Origin of the sequence: Streptomyces sp. NPDC096193, assembly GCF_040302905.1 — a bacterium.
Classification (GTDB): domain Bacteria; phylum Actinomycetota; class Actinomycetes; order Streptomycetales; family Streptomycetaceae; genus Streptomyces.
Genome location: NZ_JBEOSJ010000039.1, coordinates 1 through 13,533 on the forward strand (window position 1 = coordinate 1; position 13,533 = coordinate 13,533).

The 13,533-nt window shown below is 66.1% G+C and carries 12 protein-coding genes and 1 pseudogene; 7 read left to right on the forward strand and 6 right to left on the reverse strand.

From position 1 onward, the window contains the following. Nucleotides 1–214: 214 nt before the first annotated feature. The 3 genes from ABTX78_RS33710 to ABTX78_RS33720 all read right to left on the reverse strand — a co-directional run bounded on the left by ABTX78_RS33710 (nucleotide 215) and on the right by ABTX78_RS33720 (nucleotide 5,668). Entirely contained in the window at nucleotides 215–748 is a 534-nt protein-coding gene (locus ABTX78_RS33710; protein WP_352210588.1) for an SMI1/KNR4 family protein, read from the reverse strand. 64 nt (nucleotides 749–812) lie between these two features. Beyond that, on the reverse strand, nucleotides 813–5,540 hold the full coding sequence (locus ABTX78_RS33715) for a putative T7SS-secreted protein (protein WP_352210589.1): 4,728 nt from the start codon (nucleotides 5,538–5,540) through the stop codon (nucleotides 813–815). Then, entirely contained in the window at nucleotides 5,540–5,668 is a 129-nt protein-coding gene (locus tag ABTX78_RS33720; protein WP_352210590.1) for a hypothetical protein, read from the reverse strand. Before ABTX78_RS33720 ends, ABTX78_RS33715 begins: the two co-directional genes overlap by 1 nt. Here ABTX78_RS33720 and ABTX78_RS33725 point away from each other — a divergent pair. Continuing rightward, nucleotides 5,649–5,957: a hypothetical protein gene (locus ABTX78_RS33725; protein WP_352210591.1), complete on the forward strand. Its 309-nt coding sequence runs from the start codon at nucleotides 5,649–5,651 to the stop codon at nucleotides 5,955–5,957. The genes ABTX78_RS33720 and ABTX78_RS33725 overlap by 20 nt on opposite strands. 73 nt (nucleotides 5,958–6,030) lie before the next feature. Beyond that, nucleotides 6,031–6,586, forward strand: a pseudogene (locus ABTX78_RS36210) (transposase); the annotation flags it as partial. 128 nt (nucleotides 6,587–6,714) lie between these two features. Here the strand turns inward: ABTX78_RS36210 and ABTX78_RS33740 are convergent. Continuing rightward, nucleotides 6,715–7,593 (reverse strand): SCO6745 family protein, encoded by an 879-nt coding sequence (locus ABTX78_RS33740; protein ID WP_352210592.1) that lies wholly within the window; start codon nucleotides 7,591–7,593, stop codon nucleotides 6,715–6,717. A gap of 117 nt (nucleotides 7,594–7,710) precedes the next feature. Here ABTX78_RS33740 and ABTX78_RS33745 point away from each other — a divergent pair, with 117 nt between their 5' ends. Then, entirely contained in the window at nucleotides 7,711–8,313 is a 603-nt protein-coding gene (locus tag ABTX78_RS33745) for a TetR/AcrR family transcriptional regulator (RefSeq protein ID WP_352210593.1), read from the forward strand. After that, a complete protein-coding gene (locus ABTX78_RS33750) occupies nucleotides 8,310–8,477 on the forward strand; it encodes a GntR family transcriptional regulator (protein ID WP_352210594.1) in 168 nt (55 codons plus the stop codon). Before ABTX78_RS33745 ends, ABTX78_RS33750 begins: the two co-directional genes overlap by 4 nt. A 333-nt stretch (nucleotides 8,478–8,810) precedes the next feature. On the opposite strand, the gene ABTX78_RS33755 is transcribed toward ABTX78_RS33750, so the two are convergent. Then, nucleotides 8,811–9,140 carry a hypothetical protein gene (locus tag ABTX78_RS33755; RefSeq protein ID WP_352210595.1) on the reverse strand — a complete coding sequence of 110 codons (330 nt, stop codon included), beginning with the start codon at nucleotides 9,138–9,140 and terminating at the stop codon, nucleotides 8,811–8,813. Between the two features lie 312 nt (nucleotides 9,141–9,452). Between ABTX78_RS33755 and ABTX78_RS33760 the strand changes: the two genes are divergently transcribed. Beyond that, entirely contained in the window at nucleotides 9,453–10,658 is a 1,206-nt protein-coding gene (locus tag ABTX78_RS33760) for a cytochrome P450 (RefSeq protein ID WP_352210596.1), read from the forward strand. Between the two features lie 201 nt (nucleotides 10,659–10,859). Continuing rightward, nucleotides 10,860–11,216, forward strand: a complete 357-nt coding sequence (locus tag ABTX78_RS33765; protein ID WP_352210597.1) for a hypothetical protein — start codon at nucleotides 10,860–10,862, stop codon at nucleotides 11,214–11,216. A gap of 14 nt (nucleotides 11,217–11,230) precedes the next feature. Here ABTX78_RS33765 and ABTX78_RS33770 read toward each other — a convergent pair. Next, a protein-coding gene (locus tag ABTX78_RS33770) for an IS5 family transposase (RefSeq protein WP_352210598.1) occupies nucleotides 11,231–12,060 on the reverse strand; the annotation gives its coding sequence in 2 pieces (ribosomal slippage) (nucleotides 11,231–11,706 and nucleotides 11,706–12,060; 831 coding nt in all). Between the two features lie 393 nt (nucleotides 12,061–12,453). On the opposite strand from ABTX78_RS33770, the gene ABTX78_RS33775 reads away from it, so the two are divergent. Next, nucleotides 12,454–13,512, forward strand: a complete 1,059-nt coding sequence (locus ABTX78_RS33775) for a type III polyketide synthase (RefSeq protein WP_352210599.1) — start codon at nucleotides 12,454–12,456, stop codon at nucleotides 13,510–13,512. The last annotated feature ends 21 nt before the right edge of the window (nucleotides 13,513–13,533 follow it).

Below are 13,533 nucleotides of genomic sequence, written 5' to 3' on the forward strand. Positions count from 1 at the left end.
AGTGAGATCACCACGCCAACGACGAGGGGCCCTGTCCTGTCACGCCCCCGCCCACCAGGTCATTTCCCCCTGCGGGGCAGGATGAAAGAGGTTCAGTAACTCCATTTTCGCGAATCCTCATGCCGTCGTTCACCTACCTAACATCACCCCAGTGTTGACAATCAGCCCTAGCCCAAATTGGGCCGGCGTCCGGAAGCCGCTAGACCGGCGCTCGTCATACCGCGCGGAGCTGACGGAATTCATGTGTAGCGCGGGGGAACAGGGACGAGAGAATGTTCGACTGCAGCTCCCCGTCCAGGGAAGCCGCGAGAAACTGCGTGCAGGACACGGAGAAATGCTCCCATCGGTCGCCACGCGCCTCGTTCACCATGACGGTCCACTGGTCGGGCTCAAGGCCTGGCCGGACGAGCCAGTAGAGGCACTCTCCGTTGTCCGTGGTCGCCCAGGGGATGACTCGGGACCCTTCGACCTCCAGTTCCGCCGGTTTCTTTTCGAACTCCCACAAGTCTTCCAAGTCTTCGGCCTGGTTCTTTGCCCATGGGATCAGGTCGTAGTTCTCGTTGGGGCAAGCGGGTTCCAGGACGTACAGGTAGTCGTCCCAGTTGCTTCCTCCATAGGCGTGAATGAGCTCCTTGTAGTCGGCGGGAAGCTCGACCCCAAGGTTGCGTTCGACCTCGTTCCAATCTTTGTGGCGGGGCTCGCTCGGCGCTGGGGCGATTTCGAGAAGACGTGTAATGGCGTTGGTCATGGGTGGGGGTCCTGTTCTACGGGTCACTGAGCAGAGGGCAGGGAGGTGGCTTCAACTGTTCTCGTTAGCCGCCTCTCTTCTGGTTGGGTATGAATGCAGTGTTTCCCGGCTCGGTGATTCCGGTGCTTCTGTGCTGAGTGAATTGGAATCCGTCCGAGCCGTACGCTTCGATGTCTACTCCCATGGGGATTTTATCGGTCCCATTGTATCGAGGGGTGACGCTGTACTGGATGGTCTCCCCTGACTCGACTGCGGCCCTGACTTGGTTCTCAATGCGCCGCATGACGGGGGAATTGGCGTAGGCGTGCATGGTGACGAAGTTCGCAGGATTGTAGTTGGATCCGCCGAGCTGGGCACCGAGGAGGTGGGCCCGGTTGTAGCCCTTGTCTGTTTCCCAGCCGGGGGGATCACCGTGCGGGTCCGTGGGATTCTTCCCCATCATGTCGTCTCCCAGGGTGGCGTGCATGCCCGTCGGTCGGCCTAGTTCGTCCAGTTCGCCATAGACGACCCTGCCGTCCCATGTCGGGTCGTCTGGCTCGTTCCTCTTGCATCGTAGAAGGCCGAGAGGATCGGCCCACAGCAGAGGGTTGTGGACATACGCCGCTGGGTTGGGGGCTGGCGCGAGGCCGAGGGGGTCCTGGCTGAGGTAGCGGGCTGATTCCGGGTCGTAGTAGCGGAAGTAGTTGTAGTGGAGGCCCGATTCGGGATCGAAGTACTGGCCTGGGAAGCGGAGTGGAGTGTATGCCGTGGCGTCGCGATTCCACGTCGTCGTGCCCCACAGGGTGGTGCGGGTTCGCCACGCCAATTCGCCGCGTTCGTCGACGAGTTCAGTGGGGGTGCCGATCAGGTCTGTGACGATGGCGAAGAAGCGTTCGTCGTCCGTGTCTGTGCGGCGTTCCGTCTGAGACAGGGGTCGCAGACCTTCGTGGTCCCAGGTCAGGACGACGTTCGCGGTCGTCTGCTCGCACAGGGCCGTGCCGTCCCAGGTGAAGTGGACCGTCTCGAACGGGGACTGTTTGGATATTCGACGGCCCAAGGGGTCGTACGCATACCGCCACAACGTTCCGTCCGGTGTCGTCACCGCGGTGAGGCGGTCCTCCGCGTCCCACTCGTAGCGCCAGGTGTCCGGCTTCCGGGAAATTCGGGTCTTCTGGCGCAGGATGATCCGGCCCTGGCCGTCGTGTTCGTAGCGCACGGACCCCGCACTGGCGATCCGAGTGCCCTCGTAGGCGCGTGCGCCCGTCGCGGCATGGGACGGGTGCGTCGCCGGCCATGAGGCCTCGGTCTGGTTTCCGGCGTCGTCGTAGGCGTACCGCTCCGTCCAGCCCCGTGCATGGACGGCCGTAACGCGGCCGGCCGCGTCCACGTCGAAGCCACGGGTACCGGAAAGCGCGTCGGCGATGCCGACAAGACCGCCGCCAGCACCGTAGGTGTATGACCGGTGCTGGAGGCGACTGTTCCTGGAGGTGATCTCCTGGGTCGTCAAGCGGCCCATCTCGTCGAACGACGACGTGAGTGCCACGACGTCCGATATCGTGCGCTGCACTTCGCGGCCCAGGGCGTCGAACGAGAAGGCGATCTCGCGCCCGGATGTGGTGAGCTTGCTCTTGCGGCCTGCCGCGTCGTACGACCATTCACTGACCGCACCGCCAGGCGTCGTCCTCCTTACTCTGCGGCCCAGTTCGTCGTACGCGTACGTCAGCGTTCGACCATTGACCTTCTCAGACTTCAGTCGGCCTTGGCGATCGCGCAGGCGTTCCAGGCAGGCGTCCGGTCCCGTGGCCACCGCGAGGGCGTCGAAGATGTCGTACACGAATGTGGTGACCGCACCCGCGGCGTCCTTGCGCACCACCTGGCCAAGCTCGTTGTGTTCGAATCGCACGACCTGGCCGTCGCCGTTGGTCGTGGCGGCCAGTCGGCCCGCCTGGTCGTAGGCGTATGTCAGGACCCGGTCGTCGAAATCGGTCTCCGACACCAGCTGTCCGGCCGCGTCGTACGCGTAGTCCCAGGTCAGGCCCTGAGGGTTAGTGACCCGGGTCAGCCGGAGGTTGCTGTCGTGGCCGAACTCGTATCGCACGCCGTCCGGGCCGGTGCGGGACGTCAGTAGGTCGAAGTCGGTGTACGTGAAGCGGGTGGTGCCACCCATCGAGTCCGTGTAGCTGAGGCAGTTGCCCTCACCGTCGTACGTCCAGGACTCCATCGTGCCGTCGGGTGCGGTGCGCCGGGACGGCCGCCCCTCGACCGTCCACTCCAGTCGCGTCTCCGCGCCGAGGGGGTCGGTGACTCGGATCGTTCGGCCGAAGGCATCGTGTTCGTAGCGAGTCGTGGCACCGAGCGGATCAGTGATCTCCATGGGAAGACCCCGGCGGTCCAGGAGTAGCCGGGTGATGGCGCCGAGCGGGTCCGTCACCGAGGTGAGCCGGCCGGCCGTGTCATAGGCAAAGGCCGTCGTCGCGCCCGAGGGGTCGGTCACCGACGTGCGGTTGCCGCGCTCGTCGAAGGTCTGGCGGGTGACCTTCCCATCGGTGCCGACCAGGCGTATCGGCATCCCGATTGCGTCGTACTCGGCCTGCGCCTGCCGTCCGTCGGGACGCTCCAGCACGATCAGACGGCCACGCTCGTCGTAGCTGGAACGGCTGACGTGACCCAGCGGATCCGTGCGTGACAGCAGCCGGTTGTAGCGGTCGTACTCGAAGCGAGTAACCGCCCCAAGTGCGTCGATCTCGGCAACGACTTGGGAACGCTCGTCGACCATGAACCGCTTCGTGTGGCCGAGACCATCGGTGAGGGACGTCATGCGCAGGCCGGTGGCCGGGTCTGTGTCGTCCCAGGTGAAGCGTGATTCGATGTGTCCATTGCTACCCGACTGGTATACGCAGCGGTCGAGGTCGTCGTAGACGTATTCGTAGTGGGCGCCGTTGGTGTCGGTCCACGAGGTGATGCGGCCGTGTTCGTCGCATCCGAAGCACAGCGGGGGGCCAGAGGAATTGGTGACCTCGGTGAGGTGGCCGTCGGTGTACCCGTAGCGCAGGATCTCCTGGTCGGATCCGTCCGCGGCCGCTCCTGCGAGATGGAGTGCCACGACTCTGCCTGCGCTCGTGGTGAGCTTCAGGTGGTATCCGCCGTGGTGGACGATCGCGGTCGGGGCACCCGCTTCGTCGTGTTCGAAGCTGATCCACCGGCCGTTGCGGTCATCGATCTGGGCAAGGAGCGCCAGCTCGTCGCTGTGATCGACGAAGTGCCATACCGTGCCGGTCTCGGTGTCGGTGAGGGTGTAGCCATCCTCGACCCGGTCCAGGGGCCACTGCCGGCCGTGCGTGGGCATGACCGGGACGCCTGGGGCCGGGTGTGGATAGGCCAGGAGGCTGCCCTCGTCACAGCTGAAGACCACGCCTTCGGAGTCGATTTCCAGTCGCTGGTCCACCGTGCTCGACCAGGCCGGGCCGAACCAGCGGCCCGAACGGTGCGAGGAGTCAAAGGTGCGGCGAAAGACGAGGGGAAGTGATCCGGGCAGGGCGATGTCCGTCTGCGGCAGCAGCATACGACCGGTCGCCATGTCCACCGGGTCGCCTTCGCAGACGTTGTCGTGACACTGATTGCTGTTGTGATTGGGGTCCTTCTCGTGATCCCCGCGGCTACCGCCCGGCATCTGCCCGTCGGGCAGGTGCTTGGCACCGTTCAGCCCGGCACGCAAACCTCCCCGAACCAGGCCGGTGCCCTTCGTCCCGAGCACCTCCGGCACCAGCCGCCCGAAGAACTCGCCCGGGTCGCCCTTCGCCGCCTCCCACGCGTTCTTCAGCGCCCTGTCCGGGTTCGCCGCCGTCGAGGCCAGGCCCGCAAGCGTCGTGTTGAGGCCCTTCCAGTACTCCGCCGGGTGCGTGATGTTGTACGGGTCGATCGGGTTCACCGAGCGGACGAAGTTGACCAAGCCCGCCGTGCCCTTGATGACGCCGCCGCCGAAGTGGGCCAGCTCGACTCCCTGGCCCATGCCGTAGTCCGCGAGCTCGAGCGTCAGCTTCTCGCGGCCCGTCGGCTCCTTCGGCGCGTGCGCCATCGCCGCCGTGACCGCCGACTTCGCCGTGTCCGCCGCCTCGTTGCGGTGGCGGCGGGCCTCTTTGAGGATCTCGTGCGCCCGCTCGCGCTTGGCGACGCCCGGGTCGGAGAAGGGCTCGGGCCGCGGCGGCGGGTTGTCGCTGTTGCGGGCCGCGTTGTAGGCGTCGACCTTCTTGTTGTACGTGTCCGCCGCCGTCTTGGAGGACTCGTTGCCCTCCTTGTAGAGGGCGATCGCCTCCTTGGCCTTCCCCTGCGCGCTCGTGACCGCCTTCGAGTACGTCTCCAGCGCCTTCGCCGCATCCTCGAACGCGTCCGCCGCGCGCAGCCAGTCCGTGGGCAGGGTCTGGAACTTCTCCCGGAAGGTGTTGGCCGCCTCGCCCTTCCAGTGGCTGGAGTCGAGCTTCTTCATCCCGCCGCCGACCAGATCGAATGCCTTCTGGAAGTCCCGCAGGTTCTTCACGGTGGCGGCTATCTTGCCCGGGTTGCCGTGGACGAGCTCATTGGCCTCCTCGGTCTGGCCCAGCTGCTGTTCGCCCACATCGGCGCCGAGCGAGGAGGCGGTCTCATCGCCCCAGTCCTCGACGGAGTCCGCCCAGTCGTGCGCGCCGACCTTGTCCAGGCCGTCGCCGACCTTGTCCGTCGCCCAGTCGACACCCTCGCCGACCTTCTCCTTGGCCGTGTCGATGCCGCTGTCGATGACATCGATGCCCTTGTCGGCCCATGCTCCCCAGTCCGGCATCAGCGGTTGTCCCCCCAACGCGGCTCTTCGGCCTGGGCGATGGTCTGCTCATCCGGATCGAAGGTCTCCCGCAGATCCGCGTCGGCCGCGTCCCGCACCTTCGAGTCGATGAGACCCGATCGCTCCATCGAGTCCAGCTGGGGCATACCGTCGCCGGAGCTGGTGATCTCGGGCTTCGCCCGGTTGGCACCGGGGAAACTTGCCGAGCTGACGGCGGCCCACGCCTTCGTCTCCGAGGGGCCGGCCAATGACTTCTCCTCGTGGTTCGAAAAGCCGCTTAAGGGCGAGGGGCCGGGGAACCCGCAATGGGTTCGCTCGCCCGAGCTCGACCGTGACGGTAGCGGATACTCCACCTATCTGTGGTTCGACCGTCGCAGCGACACCGTCCGCTTCTGGGCACTCAACCCGTACGGCTAAAACGCCTATCGGGTGCGATCAGCTTGCTGGTTTCGCTCTCACGGTCGCGTCCTGATCCGACAGATCATGGTGTGTGACGCGAGTGCAACTGACCGATTCTGAAAGGGAGTCCATCGCGCCTTACCCGCCCATCGGTGGGTACGGTCCGTACCCTGAGCAGCTGCGGCAGCAGTTCGAGCGCGATCTGGCGGTCAGCACGGGCGGGCAGTAGCGGGAGATGCCGACGGAATTCGGGGCCTGGTCGACCGTCCACAACCGCTTCCGGCAGTGGCGTGACGCCGGCACCTTCGAGGCTCTGCTGGAGGGTCTGATCGCGGAAGCCGCAAAGCGCGGTGAGGTGGACCTGTCCCTGGTCAGCAGCGACTCCACCACCACCCGGCCCCACGCAGCCGGGATGCACCTCGGCGAGAACGTCGTCACCGCCTTGGAGAAGGTTGCCTCCGAAGAGGAAAAGGCCAGGTCAAAGGAGGCGGCCTCAACGAACAAACGGTCAAGATTCCGCGCGGGAAGAACGAAGGCGCATCCGACGACCGCACAAGCTCCGGCTAAAGGCCGCCCTTCTCGGACGCTCCAGAGGCGGGCAGACCAGCAAGGTCCACCTCGCAGCCCACCGCAAGTGCCGCTCACTGCGCCCGCCCTCGCCGCACACCGGGCTGCCATCCGGTAGACGACGGTGAACGCGCGCGGGTCCCTGCGGTGGGCTGAAGGCTGCGCCTCTTCCCGCAGTGCAAGTGGCTCCCGGCCCATACATGACCACTCACTCGTAGTCGTACTTCAGACCGATGCCGAGGGTGCTCTGCGACGGGAGGAGTCCAGCGCCAACGATGTCGAGCACCGGTGGCACGAGCAGTTCGGCCAGCCGAGCCGATTCGCCGGGCGTGAGCGCGTCCCAAGGGGTGGATGCGAGCTCGTCGGTGAGCTTCTCGACTGCAGTACGAACCCCAAGCCCCTCATCAGTGGCCCTGCCGTCCGCTTCCACCAGGCCGCGGGCGGCGAGGCGTTCGCGGGCGCAGATCCACTCTTCGTCGGTCCACTGTCTGCTGTTGAACACCTCCTGCGGCGCGGCGTTGACGGCGGCGTGCGAGACCAGGGACTCGGTGGGGCCGATGCTGTGGGCCTGGAGGGCGGCGATGTGGCCGTCGCCGCGGTGCTCGCGCAGTATGGTGGCGGCCTGCCAGAGCACCATGTGCGGCTCGTCGGGCCAGTGCAGTGCGGCGTTGGCGGCGGCTATGGGGCGGCCTTCGGTGTCCGCCGCCTCGGCAGCGCGGCGGGCCAATTCTGCGGCCTCGCACAGCTCCGGCGAGCCGATCCGGTCGCTGAACAGCTTCCGCAGCGCGCAGTCCACTGCCGCGCTCCGAGCCTCCAGGACCCGCTCGGGCGCGGCGGTCCGCCAGGCCGGTGCAATGTAGCGCTCCACCATCTGCGGACTGAAGCTGTAGAAAAGAGCGTTCACCAGCTGCGGGCCGGCCGGGCCGAGCGGCGCGGCGCGGTAGGCGAAGTAGCTCGGCCAGCGCTCGTCGGTGGCGTAGCCGAGGGCCGCAGCCTCCTGGAAAGCCTCCGGCGCGTAGTACAGCGTGGCATGTATCGGCTCAAGCAACTGCCACATCTTCCGGACCATGCTCAGGTTGTGCGTCATGTCGCTTCCTTCGCTGTCACGCATCAATGGAAACTTGACGTCGACTAGATTGTGCCGCTCCCGCCATCTTGTCAATGCCCACTTGTCGATGGCTAGATACGGGATAGCCTGCTGCCCATGGCTGCAACACGCTCTTACCACCACGGAGATCTGCGCCGGGCTATCGTCTCCGCCACGCTGGAGGTCATCCGGAGCGACGGCGTCGCCGCGATCAGCCTTCGAGATCTCGCCCGCCGCGCCGAGGTCTCGCACGCGGCCCCCGCCCACCACTTCAAGGACAAAGCCGGGCTGCTGACCGCGATCGCTACGGAGGGTTTCGAGCTGTTGGCTGACACTCTGGCCGCGGTGCCAGCCGACGCCGCACGCCGGCTGCGTGAAGTGGGCGCGCGGTACGTGGAGTTCGCCCTGAACTACCCGGCTCACTTCGAGGTGATGTTCCGGCCCGATCTGCTCCACGGCGACGACCCGGAGCTCACGGCCGCCAAGGAGCGCGCCTCTCGCGCGCTGTACTCGGGCGTCGAGGACCTCCCTGCCGACCGGCGCGGCCCCGATGTCCAGCGCACCGGACTGGCCGCTTGGTCGCTGGCCCACGGCTTCGCCACTTTGCAGCTCAGCGGTAGCCTCCCACCGCTGGACGACGATCCTGCCGAGACTTTTCGAAAACTCGTCGACGACCACCCGTCGCAAAGGTCCTATGGCCGACCGCCACTGGAGGGATGAGTGAGATCCAGGAGAGCCCGGCTGAACGGATCGCAGGTGACTTGGCGCTGGCGATCCACCAGGGCTTGATCCGTGGTGGCGAGCGGATGCCGTCCCAGAAGGAGTTGATGGCGGCCTACGGAGTGGCGATGGGGACCGCGGCGGCCTCTAAGCATGCCCAGTAGCGACTGCCCGACCTGTGTGGTGCGTTTGCTGGCCGCGCTGACCGCTTCCGGGGCACGGTGACAAGGTCGCCCGGGTGGCCTGTGGTGACTGTGGGCGGACCGACCCTCTTACCACCCGCACCGGCCCGGAGGGGCGGCTGTGTGAACGTTGCGCCGGCCGACCTGCCAAGAAAGCCGTGCGCCCGCTGCGGGTCTGCCTACCCGCGCAGCTCGAAATACCGCCATCATGGTCGCTCTGGTAGACCTGCCGCCCATGGTCTTCGCCGACCTGCTCGGCATCCACCCCGGGACAGCCGAACGCTGGGCCACGCTCGCCGGTGGGAACTGGTCCGACTACGTGGCGTCGAGGTGCAGGTCGGCCGCAAGCTTGAGGCGCTGGCACTGCAGCAGCGCGCCCTGGTTCAGGGACCTGGTGCGGTCGAGGAACGCGTCGAGGTCGAGGCTGACGGTCGTGCCGAGGCCCTCGCAGGTCGGGCACATGCCCTGGTGGTCGTTGAAGGAGAACGCGCTCGGTGGCAGGCCCGCGGGATCACCGGCCCGGGAGAACAGCAGACGCAGCAGCGGGTTGATGTCGGTAACCGTGCCCACGGTGGAGCGCGGGTTGCCGCCCAGGCGTTTCTGGTCGATGACGACGGCCGCGGAGATGTTCTCGATGGCGTCCATGTCCGGCCGCCCGTGGTCGGGCAGGAAGGTCCGGACGAACGCGCTGAAGTTCTCGTTGAGCTGCCGCTGGGCCTCGGCCGCGAGGGTGCCGATTGAGGCGTTCCCACTGTCCAGGGGTGGTTTCCCTCTGCGTGGCGGTGTCGACCAGCTTTCGCATCTCCGCCAAGCACCCGGGCCAGCCCCAACCGAAACAGCGAGGCTAGGCCAGATGGCCGAAGTGGTGCGTGCCTTTTCAGGTGACCGGGCACCCATTGTCCCGTCCGGTCCCGACACTCTGGACGGCCTATCAGATCCCCCCCTCGGGAGCCACTCATGGAACCTGTCGCCATCCCGCGAGACTGTCCGTTCGACTATGCCGAGGCCCTCGAGTTCGATCCCGTGCTCAAGCACTTGATGACCGAAGAGCCGGTCTCCCGTGTCCGGCTGCCCCATGGCGAGGGGGAAGCATGGCTCGTCACCGGCTATGACGATGTGCGCACGGTGACTACCGACCGGCGTTTCAGCCGCAGCGCCATCATCGGCCGCAACTTTCCGCGTATGACCCCTGAACCCATCGTTCAGGACGAGGCGATCAACGTGATGGACCCACCCGCCAGCAGCCGCCTGCGCAGCCTGATCTCCAAAGGTTTCGCGCCCCGCCACATGCAACGCATGCGGGTCCGCACCCAGCACGTCGTGAACGAACTGCTGGACGGGATGGAGGAGCACGGTTCTCCCGCAGACCTCATCGATCACTTGGCCGACCCTCTGCCCCTGGCCACCATCTGCGAGGTCCTTGACATCCCCGAGGCAGATCGGGCACAACTACGCGCGCACGCACGGACCATGATGGACACCGGCATCGACAACCGTGACAACGCCGTACGGGCAAAGGCTGATCTCCGCGCCTACTTCGACAGTTTGACGGGGCGTCGGCGCGCCAATCCCGGCGATGACCTGATCAGCGCGCTGGCCACGGCTCGGGACGGAGATGAACTCCTCAACGACCAGGAACTGGCTGTTATGGCCATGGTCCTGCTCATCACCGGTCAGGACACCACGACCTATCAGATCGGGAACATCGCCTACGCCCTGCTCACCCGTCCCAAAGAGCTCGCCATGCTGCGCGCCGATCCTGAGATGCTCCCGCAGGCCATTGAGGAACTGTTGCGCTTCATCCCCTTCCGCAAAGGCGTCGGCATTCCACGCGTCGCCATGGAAGACATGGAACTGAGCGGGGTGACGATCAAGGCAGGGGACATCGTGCACGTCTCCTATCTGACTGCCAACCGTGACGGACGGAAGTTCGATCGGGCTGACGAGCTGGATCTGGAACGCTCTGGACCGTCTCACATGACCTTCGGCTGGGGTGGACATCACTGTCTCGGTGCTCCGCTCGCCACCACGGAGCTCCACGTCGCACTTGGAACCGTTCTGGAGCGCTTCCCCGACCTGAAGCTGGCAAAGGCGGCCGAAGAAGTGCGCTGGAACCAATCGTCGATCTGGCGCTATCCGCTTGCGCTGCCCGTTACCTGGTGACCACGGCGCCTCGGATACCGCACGGAGTCTGGGCCTCCGAGGCCCACCCGTGGAACTGCCACGCCCCGCCCCGCGGCGGGGCGCGGCGTGAATCAGGGAACGCTCGGCGGGTTGTGCATCGCCGCTTAGACGTCGTTTCTTTTGGGGCGTCCACCTAGAAGGACTGGCGGTTTCGGTGCTGGTGACACAAGATCGGGTTCTATGTCCCAGGCTGCATATGTTCAGAACACAGACCTCCTGCGCACGAGCGCGTTCGGTCTCTGGAGGCGGCTCAGGAGCCTCCTCGAAGACCAGGGACTCGACCCGGCGACGACCGTGCTGGTCAATCTCTTCCCGGATGGGGGTGACCACGAGTTCGGCCAGTGCATAGATGAGGACGGCCGTGTCTACTCGTTCGACCTCGTCTACGACCGAGAGTCATCGACGGCGGAGAACAGGGCTGTCCTTCGCAACTGGACCGATGTCACCGACACATGGCAGCACCGTTCGTTCGCGGACGAGATCGCCGACGCCTTCATCTGGCGTCCGCCAGCACGCAAGACCGCCCTGCCTACCTGATAGCAGGCGACGTGTCACTCCGTGCCGCTCGAGCTCACTGCCTGGAGGCGGCGGTGGCAGATAAGAACCGCGGCTATGCCGACGAAGGCGAGAAAGTGTTCGGCCTTGCGTTCGTAGCGGCGGTGGAGTCGTCGGCAGCCGGCCAGCCAGGACACGGTTCTCTCGACCACCCAGCGGTGCCGGCCCAGCCGTTGCGAGGATTCAATGCCCTTGCGGGCGATGCGGTGGCGAATGCCGCGTTTGCGCAGCCATCGGCGCAGGCGGTCGTAGTCGTAGCCCTTGTCGGCGTGCAGTTTCGCCGGGCGCCGGCGGCGCGGGCCGCGGCGGGATCGGACGGGCGGGATGCCGCGCACGAGCGGCTCCAGGCCCAGACTGTCGTGCATGTTCGCACCGGAGATGCCCAACGACAGCGGCAGCCCGTTCCGGTCACAGATCAGGTGGATCTTCGATCCCAACTTGCCACGGTCGGTCGGATTCGGTCCCGTCAAAGGCCCCCTTTTGCCGCCCGCAGGCTGACCGAGTCGATCGCACACCGCGACCAGTCCAGCTCACCCCGCGCCCCGAGCTCGTCGAGGATCACACGGTAGAGCCGGGCCCAGACCCGCTCCCGGCTCCACTGGGCAAACCTACGGTAGACCGTCTGCCAGGCCGGCCCGAACACCGGCGGCAACTGCCGCCACGTGCACCCCGACGTCGCCACGAAGATGATCGCAGCCAGGGCCTCACGGTCACCCGTCCGACGTCGGCCACCGCCCTGCGGACGTATCACCTCAGTCGATGGCACCACCCGGCGAAACAGCACCCACAACTCATCCGGTACCAGCCGCTCAACCAGGTCCGTCATGCACGGATCAACGAACGATCATGCCATAAGAAACGACGTCTTAGTTTGACCTGGCGGGAACAAGCTTGCACCAAACAATGCGTGGCCAGGATGGTGCCGGCCTCTCTCGACCCGGGCCGTCTCGACATGCGCCCCTCACTCCCCCGTCGTAGCGTGGTGCGGACGGCTGACCAAGCCGTGGCGGATCACCTCCGCCCGAACGGGGAGAACTCATATCGACGGTCTGCCACGACCGCGCCCGTGCCGGGTGTCGAAACCAATGCCGGAGCTCACCAAAGGGCCGTTTCACGCCCTTTCCGCGCAGCCGGATCCAGGTGACTTCCACCGCAGGACAAACACCCGGTGCCTGGTTGCGGCCAGGCTGTGTGGACCACGTGCGTAGGGAGGCATTTCATGGCGGTTCTCTGCAAACCGGCCATCGAAGTACCCGAGTACGTCATTACCAACGAAGAAACACTCGAGCTGGCACAGCGGTTGCACGGCGACCATCCGCAGCTCGACCTGGTCCTCCGTCTGATCGAACACACCGGGGTACAGAAGCGGCATCTGATCCAGCCGATCGAGAAGGTGCTGCAGCACCCCGGCGTCGACGCCCGCAGCACCACCTACGAGGTCCACACCAAGGCCCGCGTGCCAGCCGTGGTGCGCCGGGCTCTCGAGCACGCGGAGTTGGAGCCGCAGCAGATCGACATGATCATCTACGTGTCCTGCACCGGCTTCATGATGCCCCCGCCGACCGCATGGCTCATCGACACGATGGGCTTCCGACCGGAGACGCGGCAGATGCCGATCGCCCAACTCGGCTGCGCAGCAGGCGGCGCGGCCATCAACCGGGCGCATGACTTCTGCACGGCGTATCCCAACGCCAACGCGCTTGTCGTCGCCTGCGAGTTCTGCTCACTGTGCTATCAGCCCACCGATATCGGGGTGGGGTCCCTGCTGTCCAACGGTCTGTTCGGCGACGGGATCGCTGCGGCTGTGATCCGCGGCAACGGCGGATGCGGGGTCCGCCTGGAACGGAACGGGTCGTACATCATCCCGAGCACCGAGGAGTGGATCTCTTATGCGGTCCGGTCCACAGGCTTCCACTTCCAGCTCGACAAGCGGGTGCCCGGGACCATGGAGCCACTCGCCCCGGCCCTGCAGGCCCTGGCGGAACAGCATCAATGGAACGCCAGCAAGATGGACTTCTACATCATCCATGCGGGCGGTCCGCGCATCCTCGACGACCTGAGCCTCTTCCTTGACGTGCCACCCGAGGCGTTCCGCTTCAGCCGCGCCACGCTCACCGAGTACGGCAACATAGCCAGCGCGGTGGTACTCGACGCGCTGGCCCGCATGTTCGACGAGGGATCAGCCCTTGACGGCCACCGCGGCCTGATGGCCGGCTTCGGGCCAGGCATCACCGCCGAGATGGCCCTGGGTACCTGGACATCGGAATCCGAAACCTGACGCCCTGAAGCTGAGTCAGTT